The sequence below is a fragment of the Aeromonas bestiarum genome (genome assembly GCF_028751155.1).
GTDB classification, from domain to species: domain Bacteria; phylum Pseudomonadota; class Gammaproteobacteria; order Enterobacterales; family Aeromonadaceae; genus Aeromonas; species Aeromonas bestiarum.
The window spans coordinates 1,022,461-1,044,418 of record NZ_CP064746.1 but is presented as its reverse complement, the minus strand read 5'-3'; the positions used below and the strand labels follow the sequence as shown (position 1 = coordinate 1,044,418).

Sequence of the window (21,958 nt, the reverse complement as noted above, 5' to 3'; positions counted from 1 at the left end):
CAAAAACTTAATAGGCATTCAATTTGCCAATTAAGTTTTCATTGATGCAGATCAAAAACAAAAAAGCCGCCCAAACAGGGCGGCAAGCGGGTGGATAAAAGGAGAGACAACTCGGGTTTACAACAAAGGTTTACAACAAAACTCGCTTCAACAAAGGGTCAGGCCAGGTAGGCGCGCAGCATCCAGACCAGTTTTTCCTGCTGCTGCACATAGTCGGAGAGGATGGATGCCGTCCCCTCGTCACCGGCCTCGGCGGCTTGTCCCAAGATCCGGCGTTGGGCGACCAGCAGCTCACGGAAGCTCTCAAGCAGGGATTCGACACAGGCACGGCCGTCATGCAGTCCCTTCTGCTCCGGGATGGCAGAGACTTTCAGGTAGTCGCTGAAGCTGTGCATGGGCACGCCATCCAGGGTGAGGATGCGCTCGGCCAGGGCATCGACCTTGAGCAGCAGATCGTTGTAGATCTCTTCAAATTTCAGGTGTAGTTCGAAGAACTGGTTGCCGCGGATATTCCAGTGGAAGCCACGGACGTTCATGTAGAGGATCTGGTAGCTGGCCAGCAACTTGTTCAGCTCGGCGGCCAGGGCTTGTGATTGAACGGTATCAAGACCAATCGGACTTTTCATGTTTCACCTCCAGATTTGACGACGGAGCCAGATTAGCTCCCTTCAGACTCAAAAGGTAATAGTTGCTGCCTAACTGATTGATAGCGAGCGGCTATCGCCAAGTGCACCCGTCAGATGATCTGGCATGCCTCACCCCGGACGCCGCTCGATATAGAGGATCACCTCGCCCAAATGAATGCCGAACTTGCTGATCTCGGCCCGATTGATCAGGCGATCTTCATCCAGCAGATACATCCAGTCATCGAAGCTCACCCGCACCACTTCCCCATCCGGCAGGGCCAGATCGAGTTGATAGCGCCAGTTGAGGGCAAAGCCTTCCGTCTTGCCTATCGCCTCCCCCACTACATCGGATGCGGTACCGCGCCAGTGACCATCGTCCCCCTTGCTCAAGAACCAGGTGCGGGTCTGCCGGCGGCCGTCATCGAAATAGAACTGCTCGAACAACTCCCCCTTGCCACCCTGCCAATGCCCCTGCATCTCGACCCGGAAGCGACTGGTCACTTCGCCGCTGCGGTCTGTCACCAGGCCATGGGCCACCAGCTTGCCGTTGAAGAAGCGGGCGAGATCCCAGCTCGGCTCCTGACCACGGTAGTCATCCAGACTGCTGCCACACCCCGTCAGTACCACGAGTGACAACAGCAGCAGAAAGCGACAATAACGATAGAGAGACATTGAGTATTCCAGCATCAGAGTTGACCCCGCAGGCGGCGGGTGAGCGCGGGATCACGACTGTTGTCGGCGAGCCAGATGGCCAGAAAGGCTGCGGAGAATTGGGGATCGGCGAGGCTGCCGAGCGGCCGTTCGTGCCACCAGAAATGGCCAAATCCGGCCTCATCCACATAGAAGGCGAGCCTGTCTCCCGCCCCCACATCGGGCCAGAGCGCCGCCAGCTGATCGAGCCAGCGCCGGCGATCGGCATCGCTGCCGAGCCCGAGTCGCTGCCACTCCTCGGCGGTGGCGGTGAGCAAATCACTGCGTTTGATCTCTCTGGCGTAGGTGAGGATCAGCGCCTGTGGATAATGGCCCGGCTCATAACGGCCACTTGCGCTGTAGAGGGTAGCGTCGTAGAGCTTGAACCAGAGCCAGCTCATCTCCCCCTGCCCCACGGCTCGCAGCGGCTGCCAGGGGGTGGAAGGGGCCTCTTTGGCCAGTGAACACGGGCTGCTCAAGGCCACGATCAGCAGGCTAATTCCACCCCATGTGCCAGCTCGCGGGATCTTCCAGTTCATGCCAATCCATCTCCTGTTCCAGCAGGGTGTTGATATCCTGCATCACCACGCAGGCCAGTTGCCCCTGCGCATCCCGCTGGCATGACACCACCAGATAGAAGCGCTCGGTCAGCTCGTGCTGGCTCTCTTTGGTCCACTTGGAAAACAACAAGGTGTCGGTCGAAAAGGTGTTCATCTCGCTTCACCCTCCAGCTTGACCGTTACCCACAGGAGTACGGGTAACCACCACATCCAGATCACCGCCAGCAGTGCCGTGCTGATCCAGATGCCCCAGGGTAAGTGTACTGCGCCCATGGCTGCTCCCGCCACATAGGAGGAAGCACCACCCGCCATACCAAACAGCCCCTGCTGCCAGCGGGGCAAGGGGCGCAACCAGCGCATGCCGTGGGCCAGCGTCAGGGCAAAACCGAGCCAGAGCAGTACCAGCCAGAGGGGGAAACCGGCCGAAAATTGAAACAACCCGAGCTGCCAGAGCAAGCCATCGAGCAGACAGCCGGCCAGGGCCACCGGCCATAACCGCAGATCGCGCCTGCGGCTGGGGGAGAAGAGAAAGTGGAGCAACAGCATCAGCAGCAGTGGGCCCGGCTGCTGCCACTTTACCGCCAGCAACCAGTAGAGGTTGAACCCCAGCAGCTGGGCCCACTGCCACATGGTCAGTGACCGCTTACTGGCAGGTCCCCCGACCAGCCAAGGGGGCCCGGCTTGGCCGCTTCCAGCTGGACCAGGCTGATGGCCCGCTCCCAGAAGCCACCTTCGCAATAGGCAAAGTAGAAGTGCCACAGCCGGATGAAATCCTGGCTGTAGCCGAGCCTCGGCAGCTCGGGGGCCAGCGCCAGAAAGCGCTCGCACCAGTGCGCCAGGGTGCGGGCGTAATGGTGGCCGTGATCGTGCAGCCGCACCAGCTGCATGTCGGTCTCGCGGGCCAGCAAGCCCGCCATCTGGGAGACGCTCGGCAGGCAGCCGCCGGGGAAGATGTAACGCTGGATGAAATCGACCCCGCGCAGATACTGGGCGTGGCGCTGATCGGCTATGGTGATGGCCTGAATGAGCAGGCGACCACCGGGTTTGAGCAGGCGCGACAACTGGCGGAAATAGTCCGGCAGGAAGGCATGGCCCACCGCCTCTATCATCTCGATGGAGACCAGCTTGTCGAAGGTTCCCTCCAGCTTGCGGTAATCCTCCAGCAGCAAGGTAATACGATCGTCGAGCCCCTCCCGCGCAATCCACTCCTTTGCGTAGTCGTGCTGGGCCCGGGAGATGGTCGTCGTGGTTACCCGGCAGCCGTAGTGGCGAGCGGCATAAATGGCAAGGCCGCCCCAGCCTGTGCCTATCTCCAGCAGATGGTCGTCAGGTTTCAGCGCCAGCCGCTCGCAGATGGTGTGCAGCTTGGCCTGCTGCGCCTGCTCCAGGCTTGCGTCGGCACTCGGATAGATGGCACTCGAATACTGCATATGACCATCGAGAAAGCCCTGATAGAGGGTATTGCCGAGATCGTAGTGGGCGGCGATGTTGGATCTCGAGCCTGTCAGGGTATTGCGGTTGAGCCAGTGGCGCGCCTTGTTGAAGGGGAAACTCAGCCAGCCGAGCCGCCGCTCCAGGCTGTCGAGCAGCGTCAGGTTGCGGGCCAGCAGCCGCACCAGAGCCACCGGATCCGGGCTGGTCCAGAGCCCCTCCACCCAGGTTTCACCGGCGGCTATGCTGCCCCCCAGCAACAGACGGCGATAGAAGGCCGGATCCTGCACAACCACCTCGGCGTGCAGGTCAGTGCCCGCCACACCGAAACTGTGGCGCTCGCTGCCATCCCGCAGCAGCAGTTGACCATGCTCGAGACGCCCCAGCAGATTCAGCAGCAGTTGCCTTGCACCTTTGTCGATGAAAGAGGCAGAGAGGGTTGATTGCACAAGTTCCATTAGCGGCTCTCCGGATGAGTGAAGATGGGGGTTCGTTTGATAAAAAGACGCAGGGCCTGCCAGTAGATCCCGAGCAGCACCTTCAGGGTCATCCAGGGCCAGCGGGCGAGCAGCGCCACCAGCCCCTTGCGCGACAGCGGCTCACGGCTCAGCGCCAGGGTGGCGTCGAACAGCTTGGCCTCGCCAGACCTGGGATGACTCTCGATGTGGATCAGTGTCTCCTGCGCGGGCGGACGAATGCGCCAGTGGTAGCGCATGGCCAGCCCCATGAAGGGGGAGACGTGAAAATCCTTGTCGTGGGGCGCCAGCGCCGCCAGATCCAGCAGGTAGTAGTGGCGCTCGTTCCAGGGGGTGTTCGACACCTCGGCCAGCAGGTAACGCGCCTCCCCCTGCCGGTAACAGAAGTAGAAATTGACCGGGCTGAAATAGAAGCCCAGGCAGCGTACATTGCCGAGCAGCAAGACGCGCCCGTCCGGCTCGGCAGCGCCGCCAAGCTCGGTCACCTTGTCCCACACCGCCTGCTTGAGGCTTCCCTCGCGGCCTTTGAGGTAATCATTGCGGTGAAAGGAGAGCAGCCCGGCCCGCTCCACGGCGAACCAGCGCCCCTGGCCGAGGCTCGGCAGCTCGTCCAGATCCAGCCCCAGCATGAAGAGGCTGTAGGAGAAGGCATGGGCCCTGGGTGCGAAGCGACGATGGCGCACCGAGCCCTGCCAGATGGCGCTGACGGTCTGAGCCATGGCGGCAGTGCTCATAGCTCGGCTCCGAAGCGTCTGGCGACGTCCAGCGCGCTGCGCACCCCGTCCTCATGAAAGCCGTTGTACCAGTAGGCGCCGCAGAAATGGGTGTGCTGCTGGCCGCAGATCTCCAGCCGCGCCTGCTGCGCCTCAATGGATGCCTGATTGAACACAGGGTGGTGATAGACGAAGCGGCGCAGCACCTTGCTCTCGTCCACCTTGCCCCTGGGATTGAGGCTGACGCAGAAGGGCACTGGCGAGCTCACCCCCTGCAGAATGTTCATGTTGTAGCTCACCAGCGGCCGCGCCTCATCGTCCCCGTCCAGCTGATAGTTCCAGCTGGCCCAGGCCTTGCGGCGAGTGGGCAGGCAGCTGGCATCGGTATGCAGCCAGACGTCATTGGCCTGATAGGCCATGTCGCCCAGAATCGCCTGCTCCCGCTCGCTGACATCCTGCAACAGGGCCAGCGCCTGATCGCTGTGGCAGGCGAGGATCACCTCGTCAAACTGCTCCTCGCCATAGCGACTCTGGATCGACACCCCCTCGGCCTGCCGCCGGATCCCCTGCACCGGACAGGCGAGGCGGATCTGCGGCTGCCAGCCTGCGGTGAGCGGGCCTATGTACTCCCGCGAGCCCCCCGGGATCACGTACCACTGGGGGCGGTTGGCCACATCGAGCAGGCCGTGGTTGGCAAAAAAGCGCAGGAAGAAGGCCAGCGGAAAGGCTCGCATGTCCGCCAGGGTGGAGGACCAGATGGCCGCCCCCATGGGCAGAATGTAGTGGCGGGCGAAGTAGTCGCTAAAGTCCCCCACCTGCAAGAAGTCCCCCAGGCTCAGCGCGGGACACTCGCCATGGCGTTGGCCGTCGGCCAGCCAGGCACGGGCTTCCCGGTTGAAGCGCAGTATCTCGGCCACGAAGCGGTAAAAACGCGGGCTCAGCAGATTGCTGCGCTGGGCAAACAGGGTATCCAGATTGTGACCGTTGTACTCGAGCCCCTGCGGGCTCTTCACCGAAAAGCTCATCTCGGCCGGCTGGCGCGCCACCCCGATCCGCTCAAGCAGCTTCAGGAAGTTGGGGTAGGTGCGATCGTTGAACACGATAAAACCGGTATCGATGGCATAGCTGCGACCGGCCAGGCTGACATCGACGGTGGCGGTATGCCCCCCCAGAGTGGGGGCCGCCTCGAACAAGGTGATGTCGTGGCGCTTGTGAAGCAGAAAACCGGCGGTAAGCCCGGAGATGCCAGAGCCGACGATGGCAATTTTTTTCTTCATGAAGGGCGTCCTTTCGAAACAAGCGTGCTGCCAAGCCGCAGCCAGAGTCCCACCGGCAGTGCGCCAAGCAGGCGCAGCAACCAGATGAAGCGGCGGGGAAAGTGGATCTGGTGACGACCGGCGGCCAGTCCGGTCAGGATGGCGCGAGAGGCCTGCTCCACCGTCACCAGGCAGGGCATGGGAAAGTCATTTTTGGCGGTGAGCGGCGTCTGCACAAAGCCGGGGCGGATCAGGGTCACGGCTATGCCCCTGGCCCTGAGATCGAGACGCAGGGTATCGGCCAGATAGTCGAGGGCCGCCTTGGAGGCACCATAGGCTTCGGCCCTTGGCAGCGGCAACCAGCTCACCGAGGAGCCGACGATGGCGAGCCGGGCACCCCGTTCCAGCAGCGGCAGGAAGGTGGCCAGCGCCTGGCCGGTAGCGATGAGGTTGGTCTCGATCACCCGGGCAAACAGCTCGCCATCGAACCCCTCAGCCAGATCCATGTATTCGCAGCTACCGGCATTGAGGATCAGCAGATCCAGCGGCGGCAGGCTGGCCGCCACCTCTGCCATGGCAGCCGCATCCCGGCCATCAAACTGCAAGGGGGTGATGCCGTGGCGACCCAATGCCAGCAGCCGATCGCCATCGCGGCCGCAGCCCCACACCTGCCAGCCCGCCTGCCGATAATCGAGTGCCAGCTGGCGGCCCAGCCCGGAGCTGGCCCCCGTGATCAGCACACGTCCGCTCATGATCCCAGCCTCCCCTTGATGGTGCGCACCAGGGATCCGAGCAGCGGCAACTGCTCGTAGAGCATGGCGCCGAGATCGAAGTAATCGCGATGCAGACACACCTTGTCTGCGGCGTCGAACTCAAGCCGGGTCGCCCCCTCCACAGTGACGGGCCGCCCTCCGCCGAGCCTTGGGTGGGAGAAGGTCATGACCCAGCTTATCCAGGCCTCGCGACCCTGTTGCTGCTGGCTGATGATCTCGAAGCGACAGTCGGCGAGACGCTGATACAGAGCAGCAAAATAGTCGGTGAGCGCCGTCAGCCCCTCGATACGGTGGGCCGGATCGATGAAGATCACCTGCTCGGCATAGACGTCCGGCAAGCGATGCAACTGCTGCTTGTCCAGTTGCTGGTAAAGGGCAATAAAGCGGGCCAGCGGCGCGTTCATCCTATTTCTCCAGGTGTCGAAACATCTCTATGGCTCTCACCCGGGCGACGGCGTGATCCACCATGGGTGCCGGATATCCCCTTCCTCCCTTGAGTCGCAACCAGTCATGGGGCTGGTGCACATAGGCGGCGGGGACATCGGCAAGTTCAGTTACCCAGGTACGGATAAAGTCTCCTTGTGGATCAAATCGTTGCCCCTGAGTGGTGGGATTGAACACCCGAAAGTAGGGGGCCGCATCGGCACCCGTACCCGCCGCCCACTGCCAGCCGCCGTTGTTGGCCGCCAGATCCCCGTCAATCAGCTGGCTCATGAAGTAATCCTCCCCGAGCCGCCAGTGGATGTGCAGATCCTTGGTCAGGAAGCTCGCCACTATCATCCGCAGCCGGTTGTGCATCCAGCCGGTGGCGTTGAGGCAGCGCATGGCCGCATCGACGATGGGATAGCCGGTGCGCCCCTCGCACCAGGCGGCCAAGGCCTCCGGATCCCAGCCCCAGGGCAAGGCGGCTGTCTCGGGTTTGAACGGCAGGTTCATGGAGAGGGTCGGCACCAGCACCAGCAGGTGGCGATAGAAGTCGCGCCAGACAAGCTCGTTGAGCCAGACGAAACCAGGCTGCGCCTTGGATTGGGGCCGGTAACCGAGCCGCTGTTGCAGCGCCCCCACGCACTGGCGCGGACTTATGATGCCCACTGCCAGATAAGGCGAGAGGATGGAAGTGCCCGCCTGCGCCGGAAAGTCCCGGGTCTCGCCATAGTCGAGCACCGCCCGTTCCAGAAAGGCGTGCAGACGGCGCTGTGCCTCGGCCTCCCCCACGGGCCAGCGCGGATCCGGCGTCACTTCACCGAGATCTGCATCGACAAGTGCCCTGTCGGCCAGCGGCTGCCACAACAGCGGCTCGCCCCGTGGTACGGGGGCTCTGTGAATGACGAAGCCATCCTCCTCCAGCGCCTTGAGCCAGGCGCGGCTGAAGGGGGTGAACACCTTGAACATCTCCCCAGCACCTGTCAGCACCCGGCCCGGCGGCAGCACGCAGCAGCCGTTGAACCAGTGGCAACTTGTCTCCTGCTCCGCCAGCACGGCGCTGACGGCACGGTCGCGGCGCTGTTCATCGAGTTCGATGGCCTGGTTGGCATAGAGATGAGTGACACCCAGCTGCCGGCTCAGGGCCGCCAACGCCGCCGGCAGCTCGGTAAAGGTCTCCACCCGCAACAGATGTAGCTGGATGCCGAGGGACGCCAGTTCGCGGCCCAGCACATCGACCTGCGCCAGCATAAAGCGCTGACGGATGGGGGCCATCTTGTGTTGTCGCCACTGGGTCGGGGAGATGACAAACAGGGCGGCTACCTCCCCCGTCTCGGCGCAAGCGTGTCGCAAGGCCGGGTTGTCGGCGAGGCGCAAATCATTGCGAAACCAGACCAGCTTCATGGGGTCTTGCTCCCGCGCACGGCGCCGCCACGGGCTGCCGGTTGCTCCAAAGAAACCTGTGCAAGGGTGGGCTGCCAGCCGTGAGCCGCCAGCCAATCCGTGTCATAGAGGCGCCCCAGCTCGCCAAACAAGCGGGTGCCCGTCGGCCAGCCGGTGGCCAGATCCTGCTTGCCAAGCCCGGCCCCCAGCAGCACCAGCCAGGGAGTGGTCGCCCGCCCCTCCAGCAGGGCGAGGTGGCGCGGCTCGACCGCCCCCAGCAGTTGCACCTCGTAACCCTGGCCGATCAGCTCGTAGGCAGACCAGACCAGATCGAGGGGGCCGACCTGGCCCCAGCTCGCCAACGTGATCGGCACACCCTTCTCCTGCTCGATCAGGTGACGGGCGAAGCGGGTATGAAGCCAGCCCAGCCACACCTGCTGCAGCAGCTCGCCATCGGGCCGCTCGCGCCACAGGCCGAGCAACTGCTCCACCAGGGGTTGCAGCACCCGGCTGCGCACCAGCTCGAATGGATAGCTCGCCAGCAGGTCATTCAGTTGCGCCTCCACCTTGCGCTGGCTGAGAGCGAGCACCGCCTGGCACAGCTGCTCCAGGGTCTGCTGCCAGTGATCGCTCACCAGCTGGGATTGGGGCTCGCTCAGCAATCCCTTGACCTGGCCTATGCTCACCCCCCGCTCCAGCCAACTCAGGATCTCGCCTATCTGGCGAATATCCTGCTCGCTGTAGAGGCGGTGCCCCTTCTCGGTGCGGGCCGGCTGCACCAGCCCGTAGCGGCGCTGCCAGGCGCGCAGGGTCACGGCATTGACGCCGGTGAGGCGGGAGACCTCGCGAATGGGGTAGATCCCCTCCTCCGGCGAAGGAGAAGCGGCGTGCGGTAAATCAGACATAACGGCATCCAGCAAAGGTTGAGGGAGAGGCCCCGGCCATCAGGGCCTGCACAGGATATTCAGAGCCCGTAACGCAATTTCAGCGTATCGGGGTGCGGATTGAGATAAACCTGCTGCGCCAGATAGGGATTGGGGTATTCCCGCAGGTAGTGGCGGATCAGGGTCAGCGGCACCAGCAAGGGGAAGATGCCGGTGCGGTACTTGTCTATGGTATCGGCCAGCTCCTGCTTCTGGGACGGGGTCAGTACCCGCTTGAAGTAACCCTGCAGGTGCATCAGCACATTGGTGTGGCTGCGGCGATTGGCACGCAGGGTCAGGGCCGCCATCAATCCCTTGATGTAGCTGTCGGCCACCTGCTGCAGGTTGGCCTTGCCGAGGTTGCCCAGCAGCTTGCCGAGCGCCCGGTACTGGGGGGTGGCATGGGAGAGCACCAGATACTTGTAGCGGGAGTGAAAACGGATGAGCGCCGCGGCGCTGAGCCCCAGGGCGCAGAGCTGCTGCCAGTCGTGGTAGGCGAAGACCCGCAGCACGAAGTTCTCCCGCAAAATGGGGTCGCACAGGCGGCCATCTTCTTCCACCGGCAGCAGGGGGTTGGCCTCCATCAACGCCTTGGCGAACAGGCCTATCCCCTCCTTGGCACTCCCCTCGTTGTTGGCGCCGTAGATGCGCACCCGCTCCATGCCGCAGCTGGGGGACTTGGCGCAGAGGATGTAACCGGAGATGAAGTCGAGCTGACGGGCCTTCTGCTCGCTGAAGGCGATCAGTTGCTCGGTGACATCGAAACTGCCGTTGCTCGCCTCGGCGCGGATCTCGCCATGGCGCTTGACCAGCCGGATGGCGGCGCGCGGCGCCCCCAGGCCGATGGCCATCTCGGGACAGACGGGGTGGTAATCGAAGTGAGCGCCAAGATCCCGTTCGCAGAAGCTGGAGCGCTTGTGGCCCCCGTCGAACCGCACTTCCTGTCCCAGCAGGCAGGCACTGATACCGACTTTAATCTTGTACATGTTGACACCCCTTGTATAAGCCTGAGTTCAGTTATAGAAGTTATACAAAGAAAGGAAAGTTGTATAACTATTACGGACTGATACGGCACAAGGGCGAAAACAGGATCACCAGAAAATGAAAAAGCCCATGACAGACGTCATGGGCAAAAATGAAGACACTACAGGAAACAGGATTAGAAGCTGTACTTCACACCCAGGCTGGAGATGGAACCCTGTTGCAGGTCCCACTTGCGGTAGGTGTAATCGGCGGTGAGGGCCAGGTTCTGGCTCACCTTGTAGGCGGCGCCCACTTTGAAATCGTGCATGTCGTCGGTCATGTTGGCGTAGCGGTAGCCGGTGGAGAGCTCGACGGCGCCGATGTCGTAACGCAGGCCCACTTCACCGTACATGCTGCCGCTGTTCTTGCGGGTGATCACATCCCAGCCGCTGTCCTTCACGTTGGCAGTCACCTGACGCTCCATGGTGTAACCCATCAGACCCGCTTCACCATACAGGTTCAGACCGGTACTGAGCGGGGTGTAGACACCCAGACCCAGGCTGGAGAGGCCCATGCTGTCGTTGCCATCGTTGCGGGAGGTGAATTCGCTGCCCAGACGGCCGTAGAAGTTGGAACCGAAGCTCTTGGAGAGATCCAGGCTCAGGCCACCGAAGTCGCGGTTGTTGCCGTCTTTGCCGCCGATGTAATCGGACTTGGTGTGTGCCCAGGTCAGGCCGCCCTTGGCGTAGCTGAAGGCATCCTGTGCCAGAGCAGAAGTAGAAGCGAAACCGGCCAGAACCAGAACAGAAAGTGCCACTTTTTTCATTTTGATGACTCCACGTGTTGAGCTAGTTGAGACCTAGCTGGAATGGAACCATTGTGCCGAGCAGGAGGGGGAATGCCGAGCGGCAAGCTGTTGCCAAATCATGTCAGATGTAAGCAACTGTTGCTGGCGGTTACCGGATTAACAATTGAATCCAAACAGGCTCGGTGATGGAGCCTGTTTGGCAGCTGGTGTCTGTGTGGCGAGGGGTTAGCGGAACTCCACTTCCTCAATCTCGACCCGCACCAGGGGCTTGCCGGTCAGACCGGCCGGACGCGGCATCTCCAGCACCAGGGAGGGACGCTGCTGGCCCTTGCGCAGGTAGGACTCCGGCAGGCGGTTCTCGCCCACCCAGAAACGGGCCTCCTGCTTGACCAGCTGGGCACCCTGCTCGCTGAACAGGGTGACGCTGCCGCGTACCCGCACCACGCTGCGGCTGCCCGTGTTGCTCACAATGAATTGCAGCGACAGGGGATCCGAGCCCTCAATCTTGTCGAGCTTGACGCTTATCCCGTCCTTGACCGCCTGGGCCAGCAGATCCGGATTGGTCATCGCCTGCTCGGTCAGCACGGGGACGGCCACCGCACCCGTGACCACCTCACCGCTCGCCGTCGGCTTGATCAGCAGGTATTCCCAGGTGAAGTCATCGTTGAGCTGCACCTGGCGGCCATCCGGCAGGGTGACCTGGGTCAGGGGCGCAGCCTGTGCCAGCAAGGGCGACAGACAGAGGGCAACCAGCAGGCGGGACAAGGGTTTCATAGGGTGATGGCTCGGCGTCGATGGAAAAGGGCGTCAGTATAAAGAGTCGGCTCCGACTTGCCTATGACCCGACTCACGTTCTTGCCCTCTGCCGCCGTCAGCAAGCCAGCTCCTGCCGATCCTCCTCCTGCACCATGTCCAGCGTCACCAGATCGAACTCTGTGCTCTTGAGGGCATTGAGAATGTCCGGTTGCAGGTCGAATGCCTGGGCACGCAGCCGCAGCGGTACGCGCACCCGTGCCAGTGTGGTCGCCTGATCCGAAAGGGTATGAAAGAACACCTGCGCCTCCTCCAGCCCCATGTCGGCCAGCATCTGCTCCGCCATGTCCACCATGCGCAGATGGCGCTTGTCCACCAGCTCGGGATCGGAGAAGCGACGGCTCAGGCAGCCATGGGCGCTCTTGCCCCAACGCCCCAGCTGCCGTTTGTTGAAGCCGTAACGAAAGTCCCTGTGGGTCATGCCCTGCTTGGCAAACAGCCAGAGGGTGTTGGCCGGCAGGCTGCCGAAACGGCGCAAATACTCCTGCAACTCCTCGACCGGGGCGGGCAGCAGCATGGGCAGATGGCTCCAGTCGGTTTCGAGCGCGGTGAGATGGCAGATGTAGCGTACCGGGTCTATCACCTCGTTGAGGTGACGCAGGTGATCGCAGAAGATCATCTCGTCGGTCTTGATGACTCTCTGCTCTATGCCGTAGCGCTGGCAATAGCGTTTGGCCCGCGCCACCTCCTTGCGGCTGCGGGTCGGGCTGTCCAGGGTGAGGGCCCGGATCCGGACCCCGCTGGCGCGGCACAAATCCATGCTGTAGCAGGATTCCAGTCGGCCGGAGAAGGAGACCACCAGTTCGCCGTAGCTGGCCAGGGTCTCGACAAGCTGCTGCTCCCTGGCCTGAAAGGTCTGATCGTATCCTCGATTCAGCACAACTATATTGGCATCCATAACGACTACACCGGATGATGAATTGGTCGCCATTGTGCCGCAACAATCCTGAATAAACCCTTAAAGGAGAGGGATAAATCAGAATTTAATGATCATCTCCTGCCAATTACCATCATTTTCATCCTGTTGCGCATCATAAATCCGCAGTTTCGCCTGATGCACCTGATGGGCTCGCAAAAAGCCCTCAGCCTGCTCGAGGGAGCCGAACGTCAGCCTGCCCTCCTCGCTGTCGGTGAGGCACTGCATCTCGCCGTCGACCTCGACACAGAGCTGGTAACCGCTGCCATCCAGGCAGGCGATCAGCAGGCCGGCATCCGGATAGTGACTCAACCAATTGCGAAACCGGCCATGCTCCATAACGTCTCCTTGAGCACTCCAGACTGTCGGCTCAACCGGGCAGATAGCCCAGCGACAGCAGCTGCTGACGACAGCTGGGCACATCGGTAAACACCAGCCCCCCGATCCCCAGCGCCTGCGCGGCAGCCACGTTGGCGGGGCTGTCATCGATGAACAGGCACTCGTCGGCCTTCAGGTCGAACGACACCAGCAGATAGCGATAAATATCCGGCTCCGGCTTCATCATACGTACCCGCGCCGATACCACCTTGCCGCTGAAGAAGCGCCAGAATGCGTGCTGCTCCAGCCAGTCGATGCTGGCATGACCCATGTTGGAGAGCGCATAGAGGCGGTGGCCCGCCCCGTGCAGCGTCTCTATCAGGGTCAGCATAGCGGGATCCGGCAGGAGCGATGCGGGCACCGCCTGCAAAATGGCGAGATTCTGGGCCGCAGGCAGGCCGGTGCGCCCCTGCGCCTGGCGGGCCATGGTGTGCAGCGACAGGGTGCCGCGGTCCACCTCCAGCCAGTCCGGGTGGTTGAACAGCCGCTCCGCCAGCGCCTCGGCGTCGTCAGGCCCTCGCACCGAGCGCACTATGGCTACCGGATCCCAGCTCACCACCACCCGTCCCAGATCGAGAATAATCGCCATTGTGACCTCCTCCTGATGCCTCTGCCTCCGAGCCAATCGCCGCCACATGGCGCTTGAACAGCTCGTCTGCACACGCCAATACCCTGCCCCGTTCGCCTCCCCCGGGCAAGTTTTACTTGCATCCCAGGCCCAAATCCCTTAATGGTTATGACGATATTTTCAGGATCAGACCCATGCACGCACCATTCCTCTTTGCTTTCTCGTTTATCCGGCCCACATGAGGGAAGGCCCTGTCGTCGCATGAACAGAAAGCAAAGACGAATCGAGCCTCCCCTAGCGGAGGCTTTTTTTTGCAGCTACCACACTCGATTATTTGGATAGGGAACCACCATGGCTACACTCGACGAGATCAGACAAGACATCACCCGCTTGGATCAGGAGCTGCTTGCCCTGCTGGCCAAGCGCAAGACCCTCAGCATAGAGGTCGCCCGTGCCAAGCAGGCCAATCCCCGTCCCATCCGCGACACCCAGCGCGAGCAGGATCTGCTGGTCGCCCTGATCCAGAAAGGGCGTGTGCTGGGGCTGGATGCCCAGTACATCACCCGCATCTATCACACCATCATCGAAGATTCCGTGCTCTCCCAGCAGGCCTATCTGCAGAGCCTGCTCAACCCGGAGCAGCAGGAGCCCATGACCAGCGTCGCCTATCTGGGCCCGCGTGGTTCCTACTCCAGCTTGGCGGCTCGCAAGTATCTGGCCCGCTACAAGGATCAGGTGATAGAGGTGAACTGCCAGAACTTTCGCGAGGTGCTGGATGCGGTGGAGTCGGGTCGCGCCGCCTTCGGCGTACTGCCCATAGAGAACACCAGCTCGGGCTCCATCAACGAGGTGTATGACGTGATGCAGCACACCAGCCTCTCCATCGTCGGCGAGCTGACCTACCCCATAGAGCACTGCATCCTGACCGCAGTGCCGACCGAGCTTGGCCGCATCAAGACCTTCTATGCCCACCCGCAGGTGTTCCAGCAGTGCTCCCACTACCTGAGCAAGCTGGAAGGGGCGCGCCACGAGATCTGCGACTCCTCCTCCAGCGCCATGATGAAGGTGAAAGAGCTGGCAAGCCCGGAGGCGGCGGCGATCGGCAGCGCGGCTGGCGGTGAGCTGTACGGACTGGACGTGCTGGCCGAGCAGCTCGCCAACCAGAAGGAGAACTACAGCCGCTTCATCGTAGTGGCGCGCAAGCCCATCGACGTGGCGCCGCAAATTCCGGCCAAGACCACCCTCATCATGTCCACCTCCCAGAAGCCCGGCTCCCTGGTGGAGGCGCTGCTGGTGCTGCGCAACAACGAGATCAACATGACCAAGCTAGAGTCCAGGCCGGTACAAGGCAACCCCTGGGAAGAGATGTTCTATCTGGATGTGTCCGCCAACCTGCAGACCCCGGCCATGCAGGCCGCGCTGATGGAGCTGACCAAGATCACCCGCTACATCAAGGTGCTGGGCTGTTACCCGAGCGAAGACGTCAAGCCAACCACAGTGCCGCCGGTACTGATGGGCAACTGACCGTTTTTGCCAACAAAAAAGGCGAACATCATGTTCGCCTTTTGTTTTTCTGCCTCACCGTCAGAACTGACCGGCCATCAACTGGTTGATGTTGTAGAGGGCGCGGGTATCGAGCTCCATCTCGGTGGCATAGGTATTGCCACGGGGATAGGAGGCCACCACCCGGGCGCCACGCTCGCTGCCGACTTAGCCCCCTGGGGCTGGAGCCGAGGACTGCGTCGCTACCGCTGCAAACAGTGTTTGCATACAAGTTCCGTTCTCACCAGTCCCCCCTTGGCCAGATTGCGCAAGGCCGCATGCTGGGAAGCCTATGCCCAGGCTCTCATCGGCGGGCTCACCGTCCGTCAAGCAGCCATACGCTGCGGAAGGAGATACGAGAGGAGGGGATCGTGGAAGTGGATGAAATCTTCGTCCTCGAATCGCTTAAAGGACAATGAGGCTTACTTCGCCCGGCAAGGCATCGTGATGGTAAAGGGCGAACCCGTGGGACCGACCCGGATTACAGTCCCGGTGATGGTGGTGCAAGACCGTGCAGGCCAGCTGGCAGACTTCCAACTGGGTAAGATGGACACCCAAACGGTCAGGGCGGTGTTGGTCCCCCTCATCGCCCCCGACGCGATGCCCTGTAGTGATGGCGCTGGGGTATATGCCAGTTTCAGCACGTTATCACCAGGTAGTGTGTAATCGCCAAGGTGAGCGGGTCATTAGGGCATATCACATCCAGCACGTGAACGGATATCACCGTCGGCTAAAGGAGTGGATGGAGCGGTTCCATAGTGTGGCGCCCCATGCAACACGTAATTGGGACATAGCCTTTTTTATGGGCCAGCCGCGGGCTGACGCCGTTCCGGCTCCCGACAGCAGCCAGCGCCGTTTGCGCTCACTTCGCCGCCGGGTTAACGTGAACCCCCTTCTCCCTTTGAGTGATGTGCTGTATGCCAACCCCCCTCGTTCGCCTGATCCCCATGAGCCAGGCCCACTACCCCGCCTATTGCACCTACTTCATCGAGGACTATGCGCAGGATATCGCCAGTAATCATGGCCATGATCTCGCCACCGCCCGTCGCAAGGCCGAAGCCTCCCTGCTGCACTCCCTGCCGCAGGGGATAGCCACCGCCGGCCACAGCCTGCTCTGCATCCTGCCCGCAAGCGAAGAGGGGTCGCTTGCGACCTCAGAGGTGCAGCCACTGGGCTATCTCTGGCACGCCATCGACCCCGATGCCAGCGCCACCTTTATCTATGACTTCTATGTCGCCCCGGCTCACCGCAGCCAGGGCATCGGCAAGGCCGCCATGGCGGTGCTGGAGGCCGAGCTCAGGGCCCGTGGCATCAGCCAGATCAAGTTGCGGGTCGCGTACGACAACCCGCGTGCCCTGGCGCTTTACCAGGAGGCGGGCTTCGCCATCACCGGCTACAACATGGCCAAGCGCCTGGGCTGAGCGGTTTGTCCCTCCCCTGTATCACCCGGACAGGGACGTGTCGGCACCCAGGGGCGCTGGTATTATGTGGCCGCCCTGGCCAGTTGCCGCAGCGGCACGGTTTTCATTCCCTGTTGCCCCGTTTCAGGATCATGCTCATGTCACACACCCGCGTCTTCATAGTGCACGGCTACACTGCCTCCCCCCAGTCCCACTGGTTCCCCTGGCTCAAGCAGCAGCTCGAAGCCCGCGACATTCAGGTCGAGGTGCTGGCCATGCCGGACCCGCACCTGCCGGAACCGGCCGCCTGGGATGCCGCCATGGACAGTCTGGTCCGGGATCACGATGAGCGCACCTTCCTGCTCGGCCACAGCCTCGGCTGCATCGCCATACTGCGTCAGCTCAGCCGCCTGCCCGTCTCCCGCCGGGTGGGCGGGATCCTGCTGGTGTCCGGTTTCGATCAGCCGCTGCACACCCTGCCGGAACTGGATCCCTTCATGCAGCCGGGCTACGACCCGGCGCACATCATGACCCTGGCGCCCCAACGCGTCGTGGTTGCCTCCCGCGACGATGCCATAGTGCCCTATCGCTACTGCCAGCACCTGAGCGAGCAGCTGGCCGCGCCGCTCTACAGCCTGGAGCAGGGTGGCCACTTCCTCGACCGGGACGGCTTCCTGACACTGCCGTTGGTCCACGACCGGCTGCTGGGGATGATAGCCCCCGCCGCATAGCAAAACGGCCACGCAAGTGGCCGTTTTCACAGGTGGCGTGCCTAGAGCGACATGCCGGAGAAGGACATGAAGCCGAGCGACATCAGCCCGGCCACTATGAAGGTGATGCCGATGCCGCGCAGCCCCTCGGGCACATCCGAATACTTCATCTTCTGGCGCAGGCCGGCGATGGCGACGATGGCCAGCAACCAGCCAAGCCCTGAACCCGCCCCATACACTATGGATTCGATGAAATCGTAATCCCGCTGGGCCATGAACATGACACCGCCGAAGATGGCACAGTGCACCGTCAAGAGCGGCAGATAGATGCCCAGCGCGTGATGGAGCGCCGGGAAGTGCTTGTCGAGCACCATCTCCATCACCTGCACCAGCGCGGCCAGCACCCCTATGTAGACGATGAAATCGAGAAAGCTGAGATCAAACTCGCCGAGGAAGGTGCTCTCGGGCCGCAGGATATGGCGGTAGATCAGGTTGTTGAGGGGAATGGCGATCACCATGACCACCAGCACCGTCAGGCCCAGGCCGAAGGCGGTATTGATGTTCTTGGAAACGGCCAGGAAGGTACACATGCCCAGAAAGAAGGCCAGCGCCAGGTTTTCGACAAAAATCGACTGAATAAACAGGTTTACATAATAATCCATCGGATCGGCTCACAGCTTGTGCAGATAAGGGCCCGGCTCCCGCACGGCGGGTGGGATAGCAGGGGCAACAAGGCGCGGCAACCGATCGCAGGCGTCAGCCAGCAGAGGGGTCAAACAGTCAGTCGACGGGGAAACGCCGGGATCCGGTGCGCGCTCAGCAGCAAGCCGGACGCGAGTGGCCGTGGCAGAAGCGAAATTGCAGGTGATGGCAGACCAGCAGGCGTTTGTGCAGGTAACCGAAGTAATCGGACAGCTGCCTGAGGTAGATGAGGGGCAGGAAGAACAGCAGGCCGTAGAGCAGACCCAGGATCTCGTGCTGGAACCAGGCCAGCAGCATCTGATAAAGCTCGGGGTGGCCGGCGCTCTCCAGCCGCCGCCCCTGCTCGAAGCTGAGCCGCCACTGGCCGCCCGGCGGCAGGCTGACGCTGTTGACGAACCCGGGATCGGACGGCTCGTGCAACTGCATCGCGGCGCCCTGGCCGACCGAGGCCTGACGAACGGCTGCACCGACCTCTGCCGCGGCAAAGGCGGCAAGTCACAGCAGACTGGCGATGGCAAGAGCCATCGCCCAGGTCGAGAGTCGGCCAGAGGGTGACAAGCGGGCAGTCCCTTCTTGAAAAGAGGATTCAGCGAGGCCGAATATATCACAATCCATCTTTTTATTGAATTTGAAACCCTGCAAATCAGCGTGGATTGATACTAAAAACCCTCGTTATCAATAAAGCCGGCAATTTAAAACCACCATGCGCGAAGGGAACATTCGCAGTGTGGGCCCCGAAGTGCAACCGCCCACAACAACACGGCCACCCCGAGGGATGGCCGTGACAAGACAGCTGACAGGCGACCAACGGCTAGAGACCGGCCGCCTCCAGATGCTCCACCAGCAGCTGCACGCTGCGGTTGCCGCGCCACTCGTTGACATCGAGCCGATAGACCAGCCGCACCCGCTTCACCGAGGCGTCCGGCCAGCGCTTGAGATCGACCCCGAAGGCGATGGCATCCACCGCATGGCCCGAATCCGTGGTCAGCATCATCTTGAGGTGCTTCTCCCCCACCAGCCGCTGCTGCACCAGCACGAATTCGCCGTCAAACAGCGGCTCGGGGAAGGCCTGGCCCCAGGGGCCGGAGGCGCGAATAAGCTCCGCCAGCTCAAGGCTTAGCTCATCGGGCAGCAGTTCGCCGTCGGTGAGCAGCACCCCGGTCAGCAGTTCGGGGGTCACCAGCTCGCTTATCACCGTCTCGAAGGCCCGGCCGAAGGCCTCGATATTGGCCTTGGGCAGGGTCAGCCCGGCCGCCATGGCATGACCGCCAAACTTGCCCATCAGGCCCGGATGACGGGTATCGAGCAGCTCGAGGGCATCGCGCAGGTGCACGCCGGGGATGGAGCGACCCGAGCCCTTGAGCTCGGTGTCGCTGCTCTCGGCGAAGGCGATCACCGGTCTGTAGTACTTCTCCTTCACCTTGGAGGCCACCAGCCCCACCACCCCCTGATGCCACTCGTCTCTGTGCAGCACTATGCCGGAGGGCACCTCGCCGTCCCGGAAACGGATCTGCTCCAGGGTGGCGAGCGCCTCCTGCTGCATCCCCTGCTCTATCTCCTTGCGCTCCTGGTTCAGGCTGTCCATTTCGGAAGCGAGCTGGCGCGCCAGATTGAGGTCATCGCTGAGCAGACAGGCGACCCCGAGGGACATGTCGTCGAGCCGGCCCACGGCGTTGAGGCGCGGCCCCAACGCGAAGCCGAGATCGGCGGCGGTGAGGCGGCGGCCGTCCCGGCCCGACACGTCCACCAGCGCCTGGATGCCGGGACGGCAGCGACCGGCCCGGATCCGCTGCAGCCCTTGGTGCACCAGGATGCGGTTGTTGCCATCCAGCGCCACCACGTCGGCGACCGTGCCAAGCGCCACCAGATCCAGATAATCCGCCACATTGGGGGCGCGAATGCCTTGGCGCTCGTACCAGCCCAGCTGGCGCAGGTGGGTGTTGAGGGCCGCCATCAGATAGAAGGCCACCCCCACCCCGGCCAGGGACTTGGAGGGGAAGTCGCAGCCGTGCTGGTTGGGGTTCACTATCGCATCGGCGTCAGGCAGCTCCTGGCCCGGCAGGTGATGATCGGTGACCAGAACCTGCATGCCGGCCGCCTTGGCCGCCGCCACCCCGGCGATGCTGGAGATGCCGTTGTCTACCGTGATGAGGAATTCGGCGCCGCGCGCCACCGCCAGCTCGACTATCTCGGGGGTGAGGCCGTAACCGAACTCGAAGCGGTTGGGCACCAGAAAGTCGATGTGCTTGCCGCCCATGGCCCGCAGCGCCAGCACGCACAGGGCCGAGCTGGTGGCGCCGTCGCAGTCGAAGTCACCAACGATCAGGATGCGCTGCTGGGCGGTGAGCGCCGCCGCCAGCAGCGGCACCGCCTGCTCCATGCCGAACAGGCGCTGGGGCGGCAGCAGCGAGCTGGCACTGCGCTCCAGCAGGACGGGATCCTCTACGCCACGGCTGGCGAAGACTTGACGAAGCAGTGGATGCAGGGTGGCGGGCAGATGGGAATCATCAACTCGCGGACGACGACGGATTTGCAGGGGCATTGATGTGATCCAGTATCTTGAGCAGTTGTTCAGGGCTCTGATAACCCCGAACCAGATCCCCGTTTGGCAGGACCCAGCTCGGCAGCGCCTTGATCCCGAGCCACTGGCTCAGGCCGATATGATGGGCAAGGATCTCATTACAACCGGCCGCAGGCAAACGATCACTGAGACTGAGTTCACTGAACAGGGCGGGATCGCACCAGCGCGCCTGCGCCTCGGCCAGATCGGCGAAGGTACTCAGCGCAGGCAGCAGCTGCACGCTCACCCCCTGCGCCTGCAGTATGGGCAGCTCATCGAGCGAGGTACGGCAGCTGCGGCAGGTCAGATCGGTAAAGAGTGTGATGCTGTGACGCTCGGGCACCGCCTTGAGCTGCATACGCCGTTCGCCGATCTGGGTCAGGGCCCGCTGCCGTTGTTGACGCTGGCCCAGCATGGTGAGGTTTTTCATGTCGTGGCCCAGATCCAGCATGATGCCCTGGAGCACATAGTCTCCCTTGGCATCGGCATAGAGCGGCCCCTGACTGGTGCCCAGCATGAAGAGGCCGGGCATGGGGGTCGCATCCACCAGATAGACCTGAACCCCGAGCCGCTGCTCTATACGCTGTTTCAATAATTGGGGATCCATCCCCGCGCTGGCAGCCAAGGTGCACAGCAGCATCATTCCCAGTAGTAAATGCTTCACTCTTTTACTCACTTGGCATGAACGAATGGACTCACAAGGTAACTCAGGCCATATACTGGCCTCAACCTGTTAATTACTGATTGATTAATAGCGAGGGCTGCAAAAAAATCCCTCCCTGACAGGTTGCCAATTGGGCAGAGGCCCAGCAAGCTAGCCGTGACGACAGGAAACAAGACGGTCATCCCTCTGTTTTCCTGATGCTTTATTATTCAAACCTTGGTGCGGCAGCGGCCGCACTCTGCCCATTTTTGGAGGGAAACATGAGTCTGATTCAAGAGTTCAAGGCCTTTGCAGCCAGGGGCAACGTCATCGACATGGCGGTCGGTATCATCATAGGTGCCGCCTTCGGCAAGATAGTCTCCTCCTTCGTGGGTGATGTCATCATGCCGCCAATTGGTCTGATCCTGGGGGGAGTGGACTTCAGCGATCTCGCCGTGACCCTGAAGGCCGCCGAGGGTGCGACCCCGGCCGTGGTCATCGCCTACGGCAAGTTCATCCAGACCATCATAGATTTTCTGATCATCTCCTTCGCCATCTTCATGGGGCTCAAGGCCATCAACACCCTCAAGAAGAAGCAGGAAGAGGCAGCCGCCCCCGCTGGTCCCACCAAGGATCAGGAGCTGCTGAGCGAAATCCGCGATCTGCTCAAATCCCAGCAGGGAAAATAAGCGCCAACTCCT

The 21,958-nt window shown here is 62.2% G+C and carries 26 protein-coding genes, 2 pseudogenes and 1 other annotated feature; of the genes and pseudogenes, 5 read left to right on the top strand and 23 right to left on the bottom strand.

What is annotated here, in order from left to right; genetic code table 11:
- Positions 1–158: 158 nt before the first annotated feature.
- The 18 genes from IU367_RS05155 to IU367_RS05070 form a co-directional block, all read right to left on the bottom strand.
- Positions 159–626: a Dps family protein gene (locus tag IU367_RS05155; RefSeq protein ID WP_021140949.1), complete on the bottom strand. Its 468-nt coding sequence runs from the start codon at positions 624–626 to the stop codon at positions 159–161.
- A 129-nt stretch (positions 627–755) separates the two neighbouring features.
- Positions 756–1,298, bottom strand: coding sequence for a DUF3833 domain-containing protein (locus IU367_RS05150; protein ID WP_274453606.1), 543 nt, complete (start codon positions 1,296–1,298; stop codon positions 756–758).
- A gap of 14 nt (positions 1,299–1,312) precedes the next feature.
- Positions 1,313–1,855, bottom strand: a complete 543-nt coding sequence (locus IU367_RS05145) for a chalcone isomerase family protein (protein ID WP_274453605.1) — start codon at positions 1,853–1,855, stop codon at positions 1,313–1,315.
- A complete protein-coding gene (locus IU367_RS05140) occupies positions 1,812–2,030 on the bottom strand; it encodes a TIGR02450 family Trp-rich protein (RefSeq protein ID WP_274453604.1) in 219 nt (72 codons plus the stop codon). Before IU367_RS05140 ends, IU367_RS05145 begins: the two co-directional genes overlap by 44 nt.
- Entirely contained in the window at positions 2,027–2,506 is a 480-nt protein-coding gene (locus tag IU367_RS05135; RefSeq protein ID WP_274453603.1) for a DUF2878 domain-containing protein, read from the bottom strand. Before IU367_RS05135 ends, IU367_RS05140 begins: the two co-directional genes overlap by 4 nt.
- 2 nt (positions 2,507–2,508) lie before the next feature.
- Entirely contained in the window at positions 2,509–3,765 is a 1,257-nt protein-coding gene (locus tag IU367_RS05130) for an SAM-dependent methyltransferase (protein WP_274453602.1), read from the bottom strand.
- Positions 3,765–4,517, bottom strand: a complete 753-nt coding sequence (locus IU367_RS05125; protein ID WP_274453601.1) for a DUF1365 domain-containing protein — start codon at positions 4,515–4,517, stop codon at positions 3,765–3,767. The genes IU367_RS05130 and IU367_RS05125 overlap by 1 nt, the downstream gene beginning before the upstream one ends.
- Complete coding sequence (locus tag IU367_RS05120) at positions 4,514–5,773, bottom strand: NAD(P)/FAD-dependent oxidoreductase (RefSeq protein ID WP_274453600.1); 1,260 nt, start codon at positions 5,771–5,773, stop codon at positions 4,514–4,516. Before IU367_RS05120 ends, IU367_RS05125 begins: the two co-directional genes overlap by 4 nt.
- On the bottom strand, positions 5,770–6,504 hold the full coding sequence (locus tag IU367_RS05115; protein ID WP_274453599.1) for an SDR family NAD(P)-dependent oxidoreductase: 735 nt from the start codon (positions 6,502–6,504) through the stop codon (positions 5,770–5,772). Before IU367_RS05115 ends, IU367_RS05120 begins: the two co-directional genes overlap by 4 nt.
- Positions 6,501–6,929 carry a nuclear transport factor 2 family protein gene (locus tag IU367_RS05110; protein WP_098984874.1) on the bottom strand — a complete coding sequence of 143 codons (429 nt, stop codon included), beginning with the start codon at positions 6,927–6,929 and terminating at the stop codon, positions 6,501–6,503. Before IU367_RS05110 ends, IU367_RS05115 begins: the two co-directional genes overlap by 4 nt.
- 1 nt (position 6,930) lies before the next feature.
- The gene (phrB, locus tag IU367_RS05105) at positions 6,931–8,352 is read right to left on the bottom strand and encodes a deoxyribodipyrimidine photo-lyase (RefSeq protein ID WP_274453598.1); all 1,422 of its coding nucleotides are present in this window, start codon (positions 8,350–8,352) and stop codon (positions 6,931–6,933) included.
- On the bottom strand, positions 8,349–9,236 hold the full coding sequence (locus tag IU367_RS05100; protein ID WP_274453597.1) for a MerR family transcriptional regulator: 888 nt from the start codon (positions 9,234–9,236) through the stop codon (positions 8,349–8,351). Before IU367_RS05100 ends, phrB begins: the two co-directional genes overlap by 4 nt.
- A 59-nt stretch (positions 9,237–9,295) precedes the next feature.
- Positions 9,296–10,240 carry a YbgA family protein gene (locus IU367_RS05095; protein ID WP_274453596.1) on the bottom strand — a complete coding sequence of 315 codons (945 nt, stop codon included), beginning with the start codon at positions 10,238–10,240 and terminating at the stop codon, positions 9,296–9,298.
- A 173-nt stretch (positions 10,241–10,413) separates the two neighbouring features.
- Entirely contained in the window at positions 10,414–11,043 is a 630-nt protein-coding gene (locus tag IU367_RS05090; protein WP_274453595.1) for an outer membrane beta-barrel protein, read from the bottom strand.
- A 207-nt stretch (positions 11,044–11,250) separates the two neighbouring features.
- Positions 11,251–11,799 (bottom strand): DUF3157 family protein, encoded by a 549-nt coding sequence (locus IU367_RS05085; RefSeq protein ID WP_274453594.1) that lies wholly within the window; start codon positions 11,797–11,799, stop codon positions 11,251–11,253.
- 97 nt (positions 11,800–11,896) lie between these two features.
- Entirely contained in the window at positions 11,897–12,769 is an 873-nt protein-coding gene (locus IU367_RS05080; protein ID WP_043554728.1) for an adenine nucleotide alpha hydrolase family protein, read from the bottom strand.
- Positions 12,770–12,814: 45 nt separating this feature from the next.
- The gene (locus tag IU367_RS05075; protein ID WP_274453593.1) at positions 12,815–13,093 is read right to left on the bottom strand and encodes a DUF6482 family protein; all 279 of its coding nucleotides are present in this window, start codon (positions 13,091–13,093) and stop codon (positions 12,815–12,817) included.
- Between the two features lie 31 nt (positions 13,094–13,124).
- Positions 13,125–13,721, bottom strand: coding sequence for an HAD family hydrolase (locus IU367_RS05070; RefSeq protein WP_274453592.1), 597 nt, complete (start codon positions 13,719–13,721; stop codon positions 13,125–13,127).
- Between the two features lie 169 nt (positions 13,722–13,890).
- Positions 13,891–14,013, top strand: a sequence feature (Phe leader region).
- 38 nt (positions 14,014–14,051) lie between these two features.
- On the opposite strand from IU367_RS05070, the gene pheA reads away from it, so the two are divergent.
- A complete protein-coding gene (pheA, locus tag IU367_RS05065; RefSeq protein ID WP_043139906.1) occupies positions 14,052–15,224 on the top strand; it encodes a prephenate dehydratase in 1,173 nt (390 codons plus the stop codon).
- Between the two features lie 60 nt (positions 15,225–15,284).
- On the opposite strand, the pseudogene IU367_RS22100 reads toward pheA, so the two are convergent.
- Positions 15,285–15,407: pseudogene (locus IU367_RS22100) on the bottom strand (LPP20 family lipoprotein); the annotation flags it as partial.
- Between IU367_RS22100 and IU367_RS05060 the strand changes: the two are divergent.
- From IU367_RS05060 to IU367_RS05050, 3 genes and pseudogenes are all read left to right on the top strand, one after another.
- A pseudogene (locus IU367_RS05060) lies at positions 15,405–16,029 on the top strand (IS1595 family transposase); the annotation flags it as partial. The pseudogenes IU367_RS22100 and IU367_RS05060 sit on opposite strands and share 3 nt — an antisense overlap.
- A 130-nt stretch (positions 16,030–16,159) precedes the next feature.
- Positions 16,160–16,663 (top strand): GNAT family N-acetyltransferase, encoded by a 504-nt coding sequence (locus tag IU367_RS05055; protein WP_274453590.1) that lies wholly within the window; start codon positions 16,160–16,162, stop codon positions 16,661–16,663.
- Between the two features lie 137 nt (positions 16,664–16,800).
- Complete coding sequence (locus IU367_RS05050) at positions 16,801–17,373, top strand: RBBP9/YdeN family alpha/beta hydrolase (protein WP_274453589.1); 573 nt, start codon at positions 16,801–16,803, stop codon at positions 17,371–17,373.
- A gap of 41 nt (positions 17,374–17,414) precedes the next feature.
- On the opposite strand, the gene nqrE is transcribed toward IU367_RS05050, so the two are convergent.
- The 4 genes from nqrE to IU367_RS05030 form a co-directional block, all read right to left on the bottom strand.
- Positions 17,415–18,014, bottom strand: a complete 600-nt coding sequence (nqrE, locus tag IU367_RS05045) for an NADH:ubiquinone reductase (Na(+)-transporting) subunit E (RefSeq protein ID WP_042867538.1) — start codon at positions 18,012–18,014, stop codon at positions 17,415–17,417.
- A gap of 154 nt (positions 18,015–18,168) precedes the next feature.
- Positions 18,169–18,480 carry a hypothetical protein gene (locus tag IU367_RS05040; protein ID WP_274453588.1) on the bottom strand — a complete coding sequence of 104 codons (312 nt, stop codon included), beginning with the start codon at positions 18,478–18,480 and terminating at the stop codon, positions 18,169–18,171.
- Between the two features lie 385 nt (positions 18,481–18,865).
- Complete coding sequence (gene recJ, locus IU367_RS05035; protein WP_274453587.1) at positions 18,866–20,596, bottom strand: single-stranded-DNA-specific exonuclease RecJ; 1,731 nt, start codon at positions 20,594–20,596, stop codon at positions 18,866–18,868.
- A complete protein-coding gene (locus IU367_RS05030; protein WP_274453586.1) occupies positions 20,562–21,278 on the bottom strand; it encodes a disulfide isomerase DsbC N-terminal domain-containing protein in 717 nt (238 codons plus the stop codon). Before IU367_RS05030 ends, recJ begins: the two co-directional genes overlap by 35 nt.
- Positions 21,279–21,538: 260 nt before the next feature.
- On the opposite strand from IU367_RS05030, the gene mscL reads away from it, so the two are divergent.
- A complete protein-coding gene (gene mscL, locus IU367_RS05025; protein WP_005317444.1) occupies positions 21,539–21,946 on the top strand; it encodes a large-conductance mechanosensitive channel protein MscL in 408 nt (135 codons plus the stop codon).
- Positions 21,947–21,958: the final 12 nt, after the last annotated feature.

Excerpts from the sequence above, each read along its gene's own strand:
- IU367_RS05130 (WP_274453602.1), bottom strand. The coding sequence starts at position 3,765 with ATGGAACTTGTGCAATCAACCCTCTCTGCCTCTTTCATCGACAAAGGT.
- IU367_RS05150 (WP_274453606.1), bottom strand. The coding sequence starts at position 1,298 with ATGTCTCTCTATCGTTATTGTCGCTTTCTGCTGCTGTTGTCACTCGTG.
- IU367_RS05070 (WP_274453592.1), bottom strand. The coding sequence starts at position 13,721 with ATGGCGATTATTCTCGATCTGGGACGGGTGGTGGTGAGCTGGGATCCG.
- IU367_RS05135 (WP_274453603.1), bottom strand. The coding sequence starts at position 2,506 with ATGTGGCAGTGGGCCCAGCTGCTGGGGTTCAACCTCTACTGGTTGCTG.
- IU367_RS05095 (WP_274453596.1), bottom strand. The coding sequence starts at position 10,240 with ATGTACAAGATTAAAGTCGGTATCAGTGCCTGCCTGCTGGGACAGGAA.
- pheA (WP_043139906.1), top strand. The coding sequence starts at position 14,052 with ATGGCTACACTCGACGAGATCAGACAAGACATCACCCGCTTGGATCAG.
- IU367_RS05090 (WP_274453595.1), bottom strand. The coding sequence starts at position 11,043 with ATGAAAAAAGTGGCACTTTCTGTTCTGGTTCTGGCCGGTTTCGCTTCT.
- IU367_RS05155 (WP_021140949.1), bottom strand. The coding sequence starts at position 626 with ATGAAAAGTCCGATTGGTCTTGATACCGTTCAATCACAAGCCCTGGCC.
- IU367_RS05125 (WP_274453601.1), bottom strand. The coding sequence starts at position 4,517 with ATGAGCACTGCCGCCATGGCTCAGACCGTCAGCGCCATCTGGCAGGGC.
- IU367_RS05040 (WP_274453588.1), bottom strand. The coding sequence starts at position 18,480 with ATGCAGTTGCACGAGCCGTCCGATCCCGGGTTCGTCAACAGCGTCAGC.
- IU367_RS05075 (WP_274453593.1), bottom strand. The coding sequence starts at position 13,093 with ATGGAGCATGGCCGGTTTCGCAATTGGTTGAGTCACTATCCGGATGCC.
- IU367_RS05100 (WP_274453597.1), bottom strand. The coding sequence starts at position 9,236 with ATGTCTGATTTACCGCACGCCGCTTCTCCTTCGCCGGAGGAGGGGATC.
- mscL (WP_005317444.1), top strand. The coding sequence starts at position 21,539 with ATGAGTCTGATTCAAGAGTTCAAGGCCTTTGCAGCCAGGGGCAACGTC.
- IU367_RS05085 (WP_274453594.1), bottom strand. The coding sequence starts at position 11,799 with ATGAAACCCTTGTCCCGCCTGCTGGTTGCCCTCTGTCTGTCGCCCTTG.
- IU367_RS05050 (WP_274453589.1), top strand. The coding sequence starts at position 16,801 with ATGTCACACACCCGCGTCTTCATAGTGCACGGCTACACTGCCTCCCCC.
- IU367_RS05110 (WP_098984874.1), bottom strand. The coding sequence starts at position 6,929 with ATGAACGCGCCGCTGGCCCGCTTTATTGCCCTTTACCAGCAACTGGAC.
- IU367_RS05120 (WP_274453600.1), bottom strand. The coding sequence starts at position 5,773 with ATGAAGAAAAAAATTGCCATCGTCGGCTCTGGCATCTCCGGGCTTACC.
- IU367_RS05055 (WP_274453590.1), top strand. The coding sequence starts at position 16,160 with ATGCCAACCCCCCTCGTTCGCCTGATCCCCATGAGCCAGGCCCACTAC.
- IU367_RS05115 (WP_274453599.1), bottom strand. The coding sequence starts at position 6,504 with ATGAGCGGACGTGTGCTGATCACGGGGGCCAGCTCCGGGCTGGGCCGC.
- IU367_RS05080 (WP_043554728.1), bottom strand. The coding sequence starts at position 12,769 with ATGGCGACCAATTCATCATCCGGTGTAGTCGTTATGGATGCCAATATA.
- recJ (WP_274453587.1), bottom strand. The coding sequence starts at position 20,596 with ATGCCCCTGCAAATCCGTCGTCGTCCGCGAGTTGATGATTCCCATCTG.
- IU367_RS05145 (WP_274453605.1), bottom strand. The coding sequence starts at position 1,855 with ATGAACTGGAAGATCCCGCGAGCTGGCACATGGGGTGGAATTAGCCTG.
- nqrE (WP_042867538.1), bottom strand. The coding sequence starts at position 18,014 with ATGGATTATTATGTAAACCTGTTTATTCAGTCGATTTTTGTCGAAAAC.
- IU367_RS05140 (WP_274453604.1), bottom strand. The coding sequence starts at position 2,030 with ATGAACACCTTTTCGACCGACACCTTGTTGTTTTCCAAGTGGACCAAA.
- phrB (WP_274453598.1), bottom strand. The coding sequence starts at position 8,352 with ATGAAGCTGGTCTGGTTTCGCAATGATTTGCGCCTCGCCGACAACCCG.